At 35.8% G+C, this 16,034-nt stretch carries 13 protein-coding genes; 10 read left to right on the forward strand and 3 right to left on the reverse strand.

The window, feature by feature from the left end; all coding sequences use genetic code 11:
• Window positions 1-16 precede the first annotated feature (16 nt).
• The 4 genes from KI375_RS03920 to KI375_RS03935 all read left to right on the forward strand — a co-directional run bounded on the left by KI375_RS03920 (window position 17) and on the right by KI375_RS03935 (window position 4,528).
• A complete protein-coding gene (locus tag KI375_RS03920; protein ID WP_212972241.1) occupies window positions 17-778 on the forward strand; it encodes an ABC transporter ATP-binding protein in 762 nt (253 codons plus the stop codon).
• Window positions 768-2,618, forward strand: coding sequence for an FtsX-like permease family protein (locus KI375_RS03925; protein WP_212972242.1), 1,851 nt, complete (start codon window positions 768-770; stop codon window positions 2,616-2,618). Before KI375_RS03920 ends, KI375_RS03925 begins: the two co-directional genes overlap by 11 nt.
• Before the next feature lie 383 nt (window positions 2,619-3,001).
• Window positions 3,002-3,496 carry a LysM peptidoglycan-binding domain-containing protein gene (locus KI375_RS03930; RefSeq protein ID WP_212972243.1) on the forward strand — a complete coding sequence of 165 codons (495 nt, stop codon included), beginning with the start codon at window positions 3,002-3,004 and terminating at the stop codon, window positions 3,494-3,496.
• 231 nt (window positions 3,497-3,727) lie between these two features.
• Window positions 3,728-4,528, forward strand: coding sequence for a GNAT family N-acetyltransferase (locus KI375_RS03935; protein ID WP_212972244.1), 801 nt, complete (start codon window positions 3,728-3,730; stop codon window positions 4,526-4,528).
• A 132-nt stretch (window positions 4,529-4,660) separates the two neighbouring features.
• Here the strand turns inward: KI375_RS03935 and KI375_RS03940 are convergent, their stop codons facing one another.
• A complete protein-coding gene (locus tag KI375_RS03940) occupies window positions 4,661-5,926 on the reverse strand; it encodes an N-acetylmuramoyl-L-alanine amidase family protein (RefSeq protein ID WP_212972245.1) in 1,266 nt (421 codons plus the stop codon).
• A gap of 361 nt (window positions 5,927-6,287) precedes the next feature.
• On the opposite strand from KI375_RS03940, the gene KI375_RS27620 reads away from it, so the two are divergent.
• The 5 genes from KI375_RS27620 to KI375_RS03965 all read left to right on the forward strand — a co-directional run bounded on the left by KI375_RS27620 (window position 6,288) and on the right by KI375_RS03965 (window position 12,091).
• Window positions 6,288-6,890: a sugar O-acetyltransferase gene (locus KI375_RS27620; RefSeq protein ID WP_212972246.1), complete on the forward strand. Its 603-nt coding sequence runs from the start codon at window positions 6,288-6,290 to the stop codon at window positions 6,888-6,890.
• Between the two features lie 255 nt (window positions 6,891-7,145).
• Window positions 7,146-7,763 carry a TetR/AcrR family transcriptional regulator gene (locus KI375_RS03950; RefSeq protein ID WP_212972247.1) on the forward strand — a complete coding sequence of 206 codons (618 nt, stop codon included), beginning with the start codon at window positions 7,146-7,148 and terminating at the stop codon, window positions 7,761-7,763.
• 59 nt (window positions 7,764-7,822) lie between these two features.
• Entirely contained in the window at window positions 7,823-9,022 is a 1,200-nt protein-coding gene (locus tag KI375_RS03955; protein WP_212972248.1) for an alpha/beta hydrolase family protein, read from the forward strand.
• Window positions 9,023-10,085: 1,063 nt separating this feature from the next.
• Complete coding sequence (locus KI375_RS03960; RefSeq protein ID WP_212972249.1) at window positions 10,086-10,760, forward strand: response regulator transcription factor; 675 nt, start codon at window positions 10,086-10,088, stop codon at window positions 10,758-10,760.
• The gene (locus KI375_RS03965; RefSeq protein WP_212972250.1) at window positions 10,757-12,091 is read left to right on the forward strand and encodes a sensor histidine kinase; all 1,335 of its coding nucleotides are present in this window, start codon (window positions 10,757-10,759) and stop codon (window positions 12,089-12,091) included. The genes KI375_RS03960 and KI375_RS03965 overlap by 4 nt, the downstream gene beginning before the upstream one ends.
• Window positions 12,092-12,372: 281 nt before the next feature.
• Here KI375_RS03965 and KI375_RS03970 read toward each other — a convergent pair whose 3' ends face one another.
• Window positions 12,373-13,398 (reverse strand): hypothetical protein, encoded by a 1,026-nt coding sequence (locus KI375_RS03970; protein ID WP_212972251.1) that lies wholly within the window; start codon window positions 13,396-13,398, stop codon window positions 12,373-12,375.
• 823 nt (window positions 13,399-14,221) lie between these two features.
• On the opposite strand from KI375_RS03970, the gene KI375_RS03975 reads away from it, so the two are divergent.
• Window positions 14,222-15,373 carry an LAGLIDADG family homing endonuclease gene (locus tag KI375_RS03975; RefSeq protein WP_212972252.1) on the forward strand — a complete coding sequence of 384 codons (1,152 nt, stop codon included), beginning with the start codon at window positions 14,222-14,224 and terminating at the stop codon, window positions 15,371-15,373.
• Between the two features lie 161 nt (window positions 15,374-15,534).
• Here KI375_RS03975 and KI375_RS03980 read toward each other — a convergent pair whose 3' ends face one another.
• Window positions 15,535-15,996: a staygreen family protein gene (locus tag KI375_RS03980; protein ID WP_212972253.1), complete on the reverse strand. Its 462-nt coding sequence runs from the start codon at window positions 15,994-15,996 to the stop codon at window positions 15,535-15,537.
• Window positions 15,997-16,034: the final 38 nt, after the last annotated feature.

Consider the following 16,034-nt stretch of genomic DNA (forward strand, 5'->3'; position numbering starts at 1 on the left):
AGGAGTGAAGTAAAAAATGTCAGCCATCATTTTAGATATTAAACAACTTCATAAAGAATATATAGGAGAAGTCAATTATAAAGCATTAAAAGGAATTGATTTTCAATTACAGCATAACGAATTTGTTGCCGTAATGGGACCATCTGGAAGTGGAAAAACAACATTTCTGAATTGTATCTCAACCATTGACCGCCCGACAAACGGTTCTATTATGATAAACGCTAAAAATCCTTATGTGTTAAATGATGAGGAGCTTGCAAAATTTCGGCGTAGTGAATTAGGATTTGTTTTTCAAGATTTTAATTTAGTTCACACATTAACTGTAGAAGAAAATATTTTATTACCACTGACACTCGATACAATGAATAAAAAAGAAATGACAACCCGTTTAACACAAGTCGTCGAGTTTTTAGGAATTGAAGAATTAATGAAAAAGCGAACATTTGAAATTTCAGGTGGGCAGAAACAGCGTGTAGCTATTGCAAGGGGCGTGATTCATCAGCCAAGCCTGCTATTAGCTGATGAACCGACTGGAAATTTAGACTCCAAGGCAGCGAATAGTGTGATGACACTATTTCAATCGATCCACGAAACATTTCAAACCTCTTTATTAATGGTAACGCATGACCCATATGTAGCCAGTTTTGCTGAACGGGTGATTTTTATGCAAGATGGGATGCTTTACAATGAAATACAGCGCGGTGAAAATAAGCAGCAATTCTATCAGGAGATAATGGATACACTGACATTCCTGGGTGGTGGACATCATGAGCTTTAATCATATTGTCATTCAAAATATTTTACGGGATAAATGGACCTATATTTCCTATTTTTTAAGCAGTGTTTTTTCGATTTTAGTCTTTTTCTTGTTTTTGATTACGGCATTTCACCCGATGATGGATGCAATTAATCCAGATAGTACACTAGGGATGACAATGATGTTTTGCAGTTTTATTGTTTATATTTTTTCATTTATTTTTATCATCTATTCAATGCTTGCCTTTCTAAAGAAAAAAACCAAGAGTCTAGGAATCTTTATGATTTCTGGAGCATCGATGAAACAAGTACAGAAAATGGTTTTTCGAGAAAATATACTAATTGCCGCTGCTGCTATTGTTACTGCGCTCATCGCAGGATTAATAATATCCCCTTTATTTTTAATGGTGGTTAAAAATATCTTACAAGCGGATAGTTTTGGGATGTATATCCCAGTAAAAGCTATTATGATGACATTCATTTTGTTCAGTGTTTTATTTCTGATTGTTTCTAGATTTACGACCCGGTTTATCAAGAAAGAAGAAGCGGTACAGCTATTAAAAGCGGATGTTACACAAGAAAAATTAATCCTTCCAACTCCATGGAGGCTACTGTTATCCATCTTGATGACTGCTATTTTATTACTACTGTTCAAAATGGGTTCAAGCATTATTGAAAGTTTGGGAAGCCTTTATTACATCCTTGTATTTATCAGCTTGTTAAGTACGATTTACTTTGTTTTAACCCAAGGAATGTTATTTGCTATTCGTAGATTGCAAAAGAGTTCATCTTATTATAAGAAAACGAACCTGCTTTTTGTATCAAATTTACAAGCAAAAGGCAATTCGCATGTGCATATTATTTATTTGCTTAGTATCTTATTGCTTGCCGTATTTGTTTGTACAAGTGTTTTATACAGTTCATATTATAATGTCGAAGAAAGTACAGAAGCTGTATATCCATATAGCTTTCAGTATATTTCACTTCCAGATAATCCTGTAGAAAAAGAGCAGGAAGATATTGAGTATATCGAGACAACCCTTAAGCAGACTGTTGGAGATTACGAGGCTTATCAATCTGCGTTCAAAACGGACGAAGAACGTCGAATTGGGTTTATGTCGAATGCGAATTTTAATGCACTTGGTTCACATCAGCCGATAACATTAAATGAAAATGAGTACTATGTAGTCGCGGGGAATAAAGCCACGACCCCAAGTACAGATGCGATTCAAGATTACCTGGATGGCGACATGCAGTATGTAGGATTAGAAGAAGAAATGATTCTTTCAACATCCCTACGTGAAGTATATTATGTTATACCAAATGAGATGTATGAAACAATGAATTATCCGGAATACAGTGTATTTGCCTTCGAATTGGAAGATTGGACGGAGAGACTGGATGTTGCGGAAAAAATAGAATCACAAGTAACGACTGAACCGGGTGAACGTTTGGTCACGTCGAAAATTTCATTATATGATACCGAGTCATTTATAAAAAGCATCACGTTCTTTATTGGTTTTATATTGAGTCTAATTTTTTTAAGTGCAGCCATGAGTATTCTTTATTTTTACTTACAAACCTCTCTAGCAGGAGAAAAAGAAAAATATGCAGGTATTCGTAAAATTGGTCTATCTATTAAAGAAATTAGTTCTGTTGTATCAAAAGAACTAGCGATTCTGATTTTTGTCCCTTTTACATTTGCTGCGGTTTTATTGTTTATCGTTCTAATTAGCTTACGTAATATGATTGCACCAGCATTTTATCAGATGACTGCGATTGGTGTGGGAATCTTTTTTCTATTGTTTATTTTAAGCTTTTTTATCATACGCAAGGCATATTTAAAAAAGCTAGTAGAGTAAATCAACTATAATTATATACCATTTGCAATGATAGAGATGATTATAGTTGATTGTTTTTTATAGAAAAGGGTGGTCCAACTCCAACTGTATTGGCCGCCCTTTTCTCTATCCCTAGTTATTAATCATAGGCCTCTTCAGAAACTCTAAATAAAGACAAGTATAAGAAGGATTCCAAAAAAATCATTCCGCCAGCAGCAAAATTCTTAGGCAGGAATAGCCATGTCTTGTAAAAAAATTCTATTTTTTCATTTTCATTACAATTAAATTAAAAATGTTCATATAAATAGAATCCAAGTTTACAAGCTAAAAAGATGGGTAGATAGGAATTATACATTGGAGAGGGAGGTGTTATTATCAAGCATATTTCTTCGATTTTTCTTGCTTTGCTCGGGTTGGTACTCTTCGCGGGAGCAGCAGCTGCTGAGAAGCATTATGAAGTACAATCAGGAGATAATGTATATCGTATCTCACAAAACTATCAAGTAGATGTAAATGCTATCATTGCAGCAAATCCATCCCTATCAGACCCTACATATATTAAACCAGGGCAAACAATAAAAATACCAGATGAATCTGGAACTTCTTTTACCGTTACAGCTTATACGGCTGGACCTGAATCTACAGGAAAAGAACCTGGTGATCCGGCTTACGGTATAACAGCATCTGGTAAAGTGGTAGAGGAGGGCAGGACAGTTGCATGCCCACAATCTCTTCCTTTTGGTACGAAAATACATATCCCGAAGTTAGATGAAACATACGTATGTGAAGACCGGGGAAGTGCTATTACAAATGGCCATTTGGATATTTATATGGAAGACTTAGACGATGCACTGGAATTTGGAGTACAAGAACTTCAAGCTAAAGTGTGGACCTATTAAACCTAAGAACCACCACAACAGAAAGTAACCACCTATGCACCTCATCGGGTTGGTTGCTTTCTTTGTGTGCAAAAAGGGGATAGGTCCTGTTTGAAGTACAAAAAGACAATTTTTCTTACAAAATTAAACTTGCATTAATTAAGGCTATACTTAAACTTAATATGCTTTAGCTCGAGAAAGGATATTTGAAAAGAATGTTTAATCTGTAAAGTATTGAGAGTTGGTGAAATAATGAATATAGACAGTATTATATTAGCAATCGAAGCTGAGCAGTACGATTTTGAACCTACACTTCGTATTCCTGGTTTGCGGGAAGTTAGAAATGATGAACTTATCCTACGTTTATCAGAGGGTTCCTCTAGCATCTTTGCCAATAAGGTTGTTCGCTCTGCATTTACTTCCAATCCAGATGATAAAATTAGACAGGTAATCGATTTTTATGAATCAAAACAAAAAAGCTTTGCTTGGTGGGTTGGTCCAAAATCTCAACCTGATGACTTATCCATACGTTTAAAATCAAAAGGTTTTACTTTAGAAGATGTATATTCGGGGTTGGCGATCCCCGTTCAAAAAGCATCTTCATTTAAGCCAGCTCAATGGACTTGGACTATTAGGGAAGCTCTAACAGAACCTGATCTGCGTAATTACGTGTCCATTAATGCTAAGATATGGGGTATGGATTTAGACTCTATGGAAGCAGCAATACGTGAAAGAAAGTCTTATATATCCTTACCAGGACGACGTGGTGGCTACATCGTTGCCTATAACAATGGAGGATTGCCAATTGGAAACGCCACATTTCGAATTAGTTCTGATGGTCAAACTATGTATCTTATAGGTGCTGCTGTTTTACCTGAATATCGTAATAAAGGAGTTTACCATTCGTTATTGCAATATAGACTTAATAAGTCTAAAGAGGAGGGGTGTCAGCTTCTAACCGTACAAGCTCGTGCCCGTACATCTGAACCGATACTACGTCGGCTTGGATTTAAAGAGTATTGTAAATTTGAAATGTTCGTTAAAACATTCTAACTCTTATAGTTCATACCTTAGTAATTAGTGTTCTCTTTTATCATTTGTATATAATGTCATCCCATTATATTCCTTGAGTTTTTTCGGAGTAAAGGGTTACCAAAGGTTATTGCACTAAGGTGCAAAATTAATTTATTCATTATAATATTCCTCCAATCCAATGGTAATCCCTTTAACTGCTTCTTCTTGATAACGATCTGTTTGGATAAGCTTTTGTTCATCAGGATTGCTGATAAAACCAAGTTCAATGAGTATAGCTTGTTGTTGGTTCTCTTTTAAAACTTGAAAATCTGCTTGTTTCGCTCCACGGTCATTGAGATTTACATGATTCACCACTGATGAATGAACAGCATTTGCGAGCTGGCGATTATCATCATCTCCGCTATAAAAGGTTTCGATTCCATGGACAGCTTGATCATTCGACGAATTATAATGCAAGCTGATAAATGCATCTGTATTATTGGAATTACTGATTTCAGTCCGTTTTTCTAATGAAATGTACGTGTCATCTGCTCTAGTTAATGTAACAGTAGCTCCTTTATTATTTAATTGTCTTTCTAATTTTTTGGCTGTCGAGAGTGTCAATGTTTTTTCATATACCTCTGATCCGATCGCGCCGGGGTCTTTTCCACCATGGCCCGGGTCAATAACGAAATGATAACCAGCCAGCGAATTTCCGCTAATTTGCTTTGTTTGAGTATTTTGTTTTTCATCATTATCTGTAGACTCAACTGTTAATTTTCTATTTTCATCATCTTTTTGGTCATGCACTGCTTCGGATTCTTCATTTTCAATTTCCTCTTCAGCTTGTAATGAATCATTTGTTTCATTTTCCTCTGATACCCCGCTATCTATTGATTCATTATCTGTCTCTAGCCAATTTAAGGCAACCCATGCCTCATTTCCATCAAAATACGTTTTCCCCCAACCCGATGACTTTTCAAAAATAGACACTTTATAACCTTTATTCAAATGAGTAATAATCGTTGCATCCATATCAGGAGCATTACGCAAATTGAGGACAGATGCTTTAACTCGATATAGTTGTCCCTTTTCCGGCGATTCATTCGCTGTTGTTTCTACTATATTAGCTTGATCTTGCTGTTCAGCTTCTGACAATTCTTGTGTATTGTTAACTGATATTAATTGATATAAGGCAACCCATGCTTCTTTTCCATCAAAATATGTTTTTCCCCAACCATAAGATTCTTCAAAAATAGTCACTTTTTCATCCTGATCTAATTTAGCAAGAACGGTTGCATCCGGAGCAGGTGCATCCATTAACTCAATGGTTGCCGAATCAACTTTATATATTTTTCCATTATCTGCATGAACGTTTGGTAATAAAACAAATAGACCAACAAAAAAAACGATGCTTGTCATTATGTTGTACTTCATATTGGGTAAACCTCCGATTTATAGTTTGTTATATTGGCAGGATTTCCAATAAATTCCAGTATTATACATATTTTTCAAATTTATTTGATTAGAAGTATCAAAGTCCAACAGACTATTGTCCATGAAAATCGTGACATAATGAAGTCTTTTTCCCAACTGGTAAATTTTTTATACGAAATATGAAAGATAGTGAAATACCAAACTGTTAATGAGTTCAATGAATTAAGAATGTTTCAGTTTAAAACATTTGATTGGAAATTTAGAATATGCTGGAGAATCTTTGGACAAAACATTCGTTGATTATGACAAAGAAAAACTCTATAATAATCGTCATATTAATGAAATTAAATGGAGGATAATAATGCAAAAAGAAATAGAGCATATTAAAGAAATAACAAAGAATGGTAATGAGTATGATGATATGGATCGATTTGTGGACAGATATAGAAATCGAGCGCTTAGAGAATGCCGAAAATATAATTTCTTAATCAACTCAGAAAATAAATATGACTTAGACATTTTAAAAAATCTCTTTAATAAAATGGGGGAAAATGTTTATATAGAGTCCAATTTTAATTGTGAGTTAGGGTTTAATATTTCGATGGGCAATAATATTTACATTAATCACGATATGGTAATTCTTGATTGTAGCGACGTAACGATTGGAAATGATGTTTATATAGGTCCAAGGGTCGCTTTATTTTGTGCCAACCATGCAGAAGATCCAATAGATAGAGCTAATCATGTCGTGTATGCTAAACCAATTTATATTGGCGATAAAGTGTGGCTAGGTGGAAATGTTTCTGTTTTACAAGGGGTTTCCATAGGAGAAAATACTATTATTGGTGCAGGGAGTGTAGTAACAAAAGATATTCCGCCTAACGTTATCGCTGCTGGAAATCCATGTAAAGTGATTCGTCCAATAAGAGAAAAGGATAGAAATCAAACTAAAAAAGATGAATAAAACAAAGGATAGTTAAAAGTATACTGTTTTTGAAAAAAATAAATTGGAGCTGTAAAGTGACTTTTGCTGGATTTATACCACTAAAAGTCACTTTTCATATGTCTAATTTAAATAACAAAATGTAGCAGAAAGAAAGGAGACGTATGAGTTATTAAAAGCTGAGAAAGGAAGGTTAATTAAAACATCCAAGGATTTGACACCTGATTTTTATTATGATACGATTCGTATCGTAATGTAAAGGTAGGTGTTTTTAATATGAAGAAAATATCAGATTACACACAGCAAAATGTGGGGCGTCCACGTAGTCAAGAGGCACATCAAGCTATATTGTCTGCAACGCGATCACTTATGCTGGAGGGTGGGGTTGCAAAACTAAGAATTGAAAAAATAGCAGAAAAAGCAGGCGTAGGGAAAACAACTATTTATAGGAGGTGGAAAACAAAAGAGGCGTTAATTTCCGAGGCATTTGGTTCAGTTGCGGATAAAGTTCAGATTCCCAATACTGGCAACAAAATTGAAGATCTCCTCAAAGTCGCAAAGGGAATGCTTGAATCAGTAAGTCAGTCATTTGGTATTTCGGTGCAAAAGGTTACACCTATTATTTCTGAAATACTTAGTCATCCAGAATTGATGAGAATGTATCGAGAGCAATACATCCTTCCACGTCGACAGATATTTACCCAGATTCTAGAAAAGGGGATCGAATGTGGGCAAATTCGTTCTACTGTAGATATTGATCTTGTAATTGATCAGCTCATAGGCACTTACTTTTATTTTGCATTAATGGGAGAAAATATCACGTCACTGGACGAGCGATTTCGAAAAGCTGCTCAGCAGTTGATTGAAGGAATAGGAACTAAAGATAGCCATTGATCATTTTTAATTGTTTTGTAGCAAGTTTTCTAAATATACAATAGGTTGGAGGAGATTTAATGAGTTTTGAAGAGGGAAGAAGTGGTGTTCGTCCTTATTTATTTCAGGACCAGGAAATGGACTTTCAATTAATGCGTACATTAGCAACAATGAGCGAGGGTGGAGCGGAAATTGGAGAAATTTTACAGGTTGTTCAAAATACAGAAGATGGAAATATTTACAGTTTTGCGAATGCTTGGTCAAAGATTGCAGAAACAGTAGAATGTATTGCGAATCAGGTACAACGAGAACAAAATAGACGATCCGCTGGCTTGTTAAACCTACGTGCGGCTAGCTATTATCGCTCTGCTATGGGAATATTATCTCCAAATCATCCAGATCATCAGCGGTATTGGGAACAATCTCGCATAAAATTTGAAAAAGCATGTGACCTATTAGATGAACCTTTTGTAAAACTAGATGTCTCTTATAAAGAAGGAACTCTTCCCTGTTACCTATTTACACCGCGGAGTAAAAAGTCATCCAACCCTACGCTCATTGTAGCTACAGGGGGAGAAGGAACGGCTATGGAAATGCACTTGTGGATTGGGAGAGAATGTCTTCGTCGCGGTTATAATGTTTTACTATTTGAAGGACCGCATAACCCAGGTTCGTATTATCTGTCAGAGTTATCATTAGAAGAACCGGAGGATTGTGAAAAGTCCGTGTCTTCAGTAATTGATCAATTGGTGGAGTTTGACCAAATTGATCCTAAAAAAATAGCGATAACAGGTTATAGTTTTGGGGGCTATGTTGCGATTCGCGCCGCAGCTTATGATACTCGAATTCAAGCATTAATACCAAATTCTCCTTTACGTAGTTTGCATGACTTATTGGGCACTGTTTTAACAGAAGAAGTGCAGCAATTACCTTCTGAAACGCTTGATCAAATAATATCTGAAGGTGAAAAAGCAATTATGGATGTGGCAATGAGGTCTTTTGGTGTTCAATCATTACATGAATTAATGACCAAACTTGATCATTTCCGCATTAACGGATTGGAAGAAAAAATCGTGTGCCCTACTTTATCATTAACTGGTGAAGAAGATGGCGATGAGGTTATCAATCAAGCGCAGCAATTCCATGGAAATATTGCATCTTCTAAAAAACTTCTAAAGATATTTTCGGTCGATGAAGGTGCCGCTGCACATTGTCAAGTAAATAATTTAAGTCGTATGCGCCAAGTTACTTTTGATTTTCTGGATGATATGTTCAATTAATTTATTTTTTTCAAGATTTGAAGAACTATAAGATGCCATATCGCAGAAGTTTTCAATTTCATGATAGTAATAAAATTGTTATTCACCAATCAAACTTTGCGAAGGAATTTTTCGATTTAAAGACTGATGAACAGTCAGTTATTCAAGCTCTACATTCATTACGCTAGTTGGTACGTTAGTTTAACTAAGTTAAAGAGTTAAATATCATAATTATGATCTTAAGTGATCGCACACGATTGTTACCAACGCGGGTAGAAAATGATATATGTTATTAGATAATAATCCATTTTGATTAGTCTTTTTTTCAAAATGGATTATTTTAATTTACTGTTAAATGCAACTTCATTCGATATTTTTAATCAAACTTTTTTCAAAGTTACGCGTGTAACATAGAAAAGGGAAGAGAGGATAATTTCTCTCAAACATCATTCTCATCATCAATTGATAAGCCAATCAACTATTTCACTACGCTGCTAATTTTCCAAAGTATTCTTTCGCCTTCCTAGCGATTTTTTCAGTAATCATAATATTTACACTGAATCCTTTTACCCACAAAAATCCATCTTTCGGCCCCAAGGCAATACAATAACCAACCTTAAACTCATGGGTTTATCGTCAAAGATTAAACTAAAAATAAGCATCTTTCTCGAGAAGCTTATAGTCATTACAGGATGGGTATGGAACTATTCGAGAGTCAAATTATAGTGTTGTTCATCATTTGGATAAGAATAATGATGAGCTTCTTCTTATAATTCTACTTTGGACACTTCATTTTCACTGTAGAGACTATAAATAAAGTGACCAAAAATGGCTTGACGTTATTATGAAGAGTCCATATTATTGAATTGACTGAAAAATATCAATTACAGACTGGGGAATAATCCTTTTTCATCATTTCGGAACACGTAAATTAGGGGTCCTAATGACAAAAATTGAAATGAGCGGAAACACCATTCATGCCTGTTATCTATCAGGTGTTCACAGATATACATTAAACTGGCATTCTATTAGAAATAAGCAACTCCATAAATTACAAAATAATTCGAAAAAGGGAGTTTTTTAGATGCAAGCTACAATTTTACAAATTGAAGATAACGAAGAGATCGGTTCGTGGCTCAGTGAATTTCTGACAGATAAGGGATATAAAGTGATTTGGTTGAATTCAGGGATGCCTGCATCAGAGCATGTCACGGCGGCAGATCTCATTATTTTGGATATTATGCTTCCTGGACTAGACGGGTATACAATCGGACAACGCCTTAAAAGTAAGCATCCTGACAAACCAATTCTAATGCTGACTGCAAGGAGTTCTATCGAAGATAAGCTACAAGGACTTTCCTTTGCAGATGACTATATGACCAAACCTTATCATCCTGATGAACTAGCAGCACGTATTCAGATTCTGCTTCGCCGATCAGGCGCTATTACTAATGATATTGTCGAGGTAGGGCATTTACGGGTCGATCAAAAAGCAAACCGGATTATAAATACTAACACGAACAAGGATATTATTCTAACTGGAAAACAGTTTCACATTTTTATGTATTTACTTGACCATTCCAATCAGATTTTAACACAAGCGCAAATATATGAAGCAGTGTGGGAAGAACCCTATATTAAGGGGGATCGAACGTTAATGGTACATATACGTCATTTACGCGAAAAAATAGAAATCAATCCTGGCCAACCACAAATTATCGATACAATTCGTGGGATAGGGTATAGGTTAAACCAATGAATAAACGAAAATCACTAGTCTTTAAATATTTGTTAATTATCATTGCCTCCATTCTAATGTGGCCTGTTTTACCGGCAATCTATTATTTGCCTGGCATTGTAATGGAAAAACAACATTTCTACGATACGATGGAATTAGAAGCCATGTGGGACCAGACAGCGGAGGAGCTGCAACATGCTGATAGTCAGACTATTCATATGAAGCTAAGTGAGATACAAGAGCAATACCCCCAAGCCGAGATGTTTTGGATTGACGCTGCAGGAGAATCTCATTTTTTGAATAAGGTGCTCACTGACATTCCCGATCAATGGACACATACAAGCTTAGTTCAATTTATTGATGCGAAAAAGAAACAAGATCTTTTTACTGTAACCGCTATGATTGATTATGAGAAAGAGAATCAGGGCATTATAATATTCTATATTCCTATTTCAAATACGACGCTCTCTTTAATAAACACCGAACTCTATTTGAATCTTATTTTTATCATTACGGGAATTTCTATTATCTTCGTATCCCTGTTGTTTTTCATAACTATTCGCAAGAGGTTGGTTCGACTTTCCAGTGCAATGTCAGATACAGGACATACCATGATTCCTGATAGGGTTCCTATTAGTAACAGTGATGAAATCGGGCAATTAGAAAATGCTTTTAACGAGATGGTTGATAAATTGAAAAGCAGCAGACAACGCGAGATAGAGGAAACGAATTTTCGTAAGGATTGGGTCGCCAACATATCCCATGATCTGCGTGCACCGTTGACCGTTATTCGCCAACATGCTTATACCATTCAAAGTCATCCCTCATCTCCAAAAGCCAAGGCTTCTATTCAAATCATTATCCATAAACTTAGTGATATCGAAAAATTACTTGAAAAAATGTTTACCTATACTTTGCTATCAGCTGGGAAGCATCCTTTTCATCGGGAGAATGTGGACGTTGTTGAGCATCTGCAGCATATCGCTATCGAATGGTATCCCGTCTTGGAAAAGGAGGAATTTCAGATTGATATCGACCTGCCGGATCAACCGTTGTACTGGGATGTCGATCCATTATGGCTACGATGCATATTGGATAACCTGATCCAGAACGTGATCAGATATGCTAAGTCTGGTCAATATATCGGGATGGGTTTTGTAGAGCAGAATGGTACTATAAGCCTATTTATTAAAGATAGAGGAGGAGGAATCGCGGAGGAAACTAGAAAGAAAGGGGCCGGTATCGGTCTGTCTATTGTCACCCTTATGACAAAAGAAATGTCGATCTCTTGGGAGGTCTCCAGCTCTTCCCAAGGAACGATCCATTATTTAAGTCAGTCTCTGCCTTCGTAAAATTCTTTGATAAAACAGGACACTATCCTATGGAGTAATTTTTCTCAACAGCTCATTTCAATTCATGAACAACCCCACCAGTTTACACTGGCGGGGTGTTTGGGCTGTGAAAACCACAAAAAATCTTTGTTTAATTTTTTTGACAACCTTCTGTATGAAGAAGGGATTTAATAGTGGATTTCTATCATTTACTGTGATTATGAATTTGACTACTAATGCCCATAATTTCTGTGAAGTGAATATAGGCAACACACTCAGAAAACTTAATTATCCTAAATACTTTACACTCTACCGCAGCGATCACAGTGTCTTCGCCGCCGATAATAATAGGCGATGGCGGCTAGTCCCAATGCCACTCCCCAAGGAATCCAGGTAAGCATTGGTCCAATTGTGCCCCATGCTTGCTCCAAGAGAATATTATCAACAGATACAATTTGAAACTTGTAAGCGATAAAAGAGGAGGTAAAAACCGTTCCAGCACTCGTTATGGCAATGGCGGTAATCATCGCTGGGATTACTGCTAATAAAATAGGGACTCTTTTGCCATTAAACAATGGAAACCATGCAGGAAATTGTTCACCCCAAGGTTGAATAAGGCCAAGTGTTAGCAGAGCTCCTCCCACACATAAAGAACCAAGTACCCATTCAGTCGTATGATGCACGGGGTTGATAGCTGTAAAATCTTGCAAAAATTCCCCATCTACTCCAATCGGGATGCCCAACGCCCAGGCATAACGCGTCATCACATAGGGCAATGGAGCAAAGACAGCAAGATAGGTAATCCATTTGCTCCATTGAACGAGCCAAAATGATTTTTTATTGTCTGTTCTCCCACAAATAATACATGCTTGACGTTGCTCCCTGTAGAACGCTAGCGCAGTCAAACCAAAAACTATGGCGCCTAGAATACAAAAAATCTGGTTACCCATCTCCCACGTGAAATGAAATTCAAACAAAAATACGTAAGCCATCGAAGTAATCAAGAGCGCATCGGGGACAAAAACAATTAGCACAGTTGACATGCCAATTAAATAAGTAAGGATCATCCGATTTGGGATAACCCTTGCTGGCCTCTGCATTTCTATGCCCATCACTATGCCAAGGAAACACAGGATAGTGAACATCCAACCTCCCAACTGGTCTGGAAGATACGTAATGATAGCCTCAAATAAATACCCATCGTTCTGAAACGGATACCCTGCTCCTCCAAGCAACCAATACAGATGAAGTAAACCATTGACAACAGACCAAGCTATGACCAAAAGTCCAGCTAATCGCAAAGTAGATTTTTCATTACTATTTATCATTGAAATCACCTCCATTTCAACATTACTTGACGAGGTTAAAATGGAGGTAACCTGAAAATTAATTTTGGATTAATTAAGCTTACTCGTATTTCGTTTACATTCGCCTAAACATCCGGCTAGATAGTAAATGATTCATCACCAAATCTTAATCTAAAATTAAACTTCCTCTACCTTAACTTTAAATGAAGGAGCTTATAATCAATGGAGCAGGAATTGAGCGATAGAAAGGTAGTGTGATAGATGAGGGAGGAAAGGGGCAAATGATGTGTTGAGAGGACATTGGGAGGATGAACGTTATCTTCATAATATGAATACATTGCGCTTGCATTGGCACAATTACAGATTCCAGTGATTATTTTCACCTTGCCGGATTTCACCGTTCGTCTCCTACTTTCTGAAAAACGACGTAAGAGGATTTATTCACAATTAAATAAGGCTAATAAAATGATTAAATAAGGCTAATAAAATGATTAAATTACTGGCTAGGCAACATGAATTTCTTCTGATAATTTTTGGAATAATCCGATGGTTACACACGATTCATACTGGTTAAGCGATTGTGTTCATCCTAATGGGCGTTGGTATCTTGAGATAGTAAAAATGGTATATATGAAAAGGTAAAATAAAAAGAATAATGATTTAAAAGAGAACGAAAGCAAGCAAACAATATTTTAGTCATTAATCAAGGGGATGTGGTGGAAGAAGGAAAACATGCTGCTGGCGTTTCATACAAATATTCCTTTTCCACTTGCAATCGCAAACATTTGTTTCTATAATGGATATGTAGGATCGTTTTAATATGTCGTTTTAATAGGAGAAAACAATGCCTAGAAATCCAGGTATTACAGACGAAATGATTATTAAAATGTATAAAAGTGGAATGCCTTTTAAAGAAATGCAACCGATCATTGGACTTTCTGATCGGGCAATACGAAATGTGCTCTATAAACAAGGAGTAAAAATGAATCGGGAACAATCATCAGGGCGGCCTCGTGTACATAAAATTAATGAAAATTTCTTTAAAAAATGGTCTCATGAAATGGCTTGGGTTTTAGGTTTATTTATTACGGATGGCCATGTTAATGAGCAGGTTCCTAGTGTGTCCTTATCTCAAAAAGATGAAAGGATTCTCAAAATCGTAGCAAATTACATGGGTGCAGATTATAGATTAGCACCTTTTGGGAAAACAATGACAACACCAACATTACTTATCCATTCTAAGGAAATCAAGAAGGACCTTGAAGCATTAGGAATAAAATCGAGAAAATCCTTAAATGTGCCTTTTCCCAATGTGCCAGATCAATATTTACCTTCTTTTGTAAGAGGCGTGATTGACGGGGATGGGTGGGTGGATAAGGAAGGATATGTAGCACATGTTACATCCGCTAGTTTTCATTTTGCAGAAGGATTACTATCAGTATTTTTGAACTGGGGTTTACCCTCTAAAATAACGACTTTAGAAAGAAGAACAGGGAATGCAATTTATCGCATTTGGGTGAAGGGAAAGGAAGGTCTTCTAGGACTTGCTGAAATTATATACGCTGATGCAAACTCTAATAATTTCCATGTGTATAAAAGAGTCTATATGACACAGCATGCCGAGCAAGATTATTATGTCGATGATACTGAAAACTTACCTAGATGGAAGCTCGTTAATGGAAAACTTCTTCATACAAATAGTTCCCGAACCTCGTTCCGAACAACTATAAGCCGTTCTTTATTAGAACATCTTAAACAAATGGCTAAGGAACAGAATACTCAGGTTAATTATTTACTTGAAAACGCCATAAAAAAATTACTGAAACAAAAAGAAATTATAATTTATAAAGAATTAAGGCCTAAAGATCGTATTCAATATAAAACAACATATGATCAAGAATTATTAATGAAAGTTAAAGCATTGGCAAAAGAGAACAAGTTATTCATTAATGATGTAATTGAATATAGTGTACGATTTATTAAGGAGGACTTGTAAAAGGTCCTTGAAAATTTACTAGTTAACATAATATATATTATCGGAAGTTAACTGTATATCAATATTTACAGTCTCAATACAAAAGTATACTCCTAACAGTGAGACAAAATGAGATTTTTTACTACACGAAAATAAAAACCGGATATTGAAAATCCGGTTCTCTAAAGCTTATATTCAGCTTTTTCATTTAACATATATTTTCGTGGTGTTCCAAAATTTTCTATTTTTATTAATTGTGAATGGTTATCGTATAATTCAATTAATATCGGTGCATCCATTAACCATGGCACATGCTGAAATAAATAATAATCTGACTTTATAATAAGTGTTAGTATGTGCCTAATGTTATTTTTCCATTGTTTGGTATTTATCTCTTTAAATGTTTCCTCGAAATAATTTATTTTCCCTGTAAGAACGTATTCGCCTAATTTGGGCTTCCATTCCAGTACGAATGGCTGCTCATTTTTATCCGAACAACACTGATTGGAAGAAATACCAATGGTTAAAATGCGATTTGCACCGAATAGCGGTTCCATTATATATTGTCGTCCATCCACAGGAGCGAAATTCGTTGCTGGAGGAACAATGATCACAGTAAGCTGATCTACCTGTAGCTTTTCCATTTTCTAACTCCCCCTTATATTTTTGTTACTTTATTGTA

This window comes from Bacillus sp. J14TS2, assembly GCF_018333015.1.
Taxonomy (GTDB): domain Bacteria; phylum Bacillota; class Bacilli; order Bacillales; family Bacillaceae_C; genus Lederbergia.

Coding starts and splice junctions, on each gene's coding strand:
- KI375_RS03975 (WP_212972252.1), top strand. CDS start 14,222: ATGCCTAGAAATCCAGGTATTACAGACGAAATGATTATTAAAATGTAT.
- KI375_RS03940 (WP_212972245.1), bottom strand. CDS start 5,926: ATGAAGTACAACATAATGACAAGCATCGTTTTTTTTGTTGGTCTATTT.
- KI375_RS03965 (WP_212972250.1), top strand. CDS start 10,757: ATGAATAAACGAAAATCACTAGTCTTTAAATATTTGTTAATTATCATT.
- KI375_RS03925 (WP_212972242.1), top strand. CDS start 768: ATGAGCTTTAATCATATTGTCATTCAAAATATTTTACGGGATAAATGG.
- KI375_RS03980 (WP_212972253.1), bottom strand. CDS start 15,996: ATGGAAAAGCTACAGGTAGATCAGCTTACTGTGATCATTGTTCCTCCA.
- KI375_RS03935 (WP_212972244.1), top strand. CDS start 3,728: ATGAATATAGACAGTATTATATTAGCAATCGAAGCTGAGCAGTACGAT.
- KI375_RS03920 (WP_212972241.1), top strand. CDS start 17: ATGTCAGCCATCATTTTAGATATTAAACAACTTCATAAAGAATATATA.
- KI375_RS27620 (WP_212972246.1), top strand. CDS start 6,288: ATGCAAAAAGAAATAGAGCATATTAAAGAAATAACAAAGAATGGTAAT.
- KI375_RS03970 (WP_212972251.1), bottom strand. CDS start 13,398: ATGATAAATAGTAATGAAAAATCTACTTTGCGATTAGCTGGACTTTTG.
- KI375_RS03950 (WP_212972247.1), top strand. CDS start 7,146: ATGAAGAAAATATCAGATTACACACAGCAAAATGTGGGGCGTCCACGT.
- KI375_RS03955 (WP_212972248.1), top strand. CDS start 7,823: ATGAGTTTTGAAGAGGGAAGAAGTGGTGTTCGTCCTTATTTATTTCAG.
- KI375_RS03960 (WP_212972249.1), top strand. CDS start 10,086: ATGCAAGCTACAATTTTACAAATTGAAGATAACGAAGAGATCGGTTCG.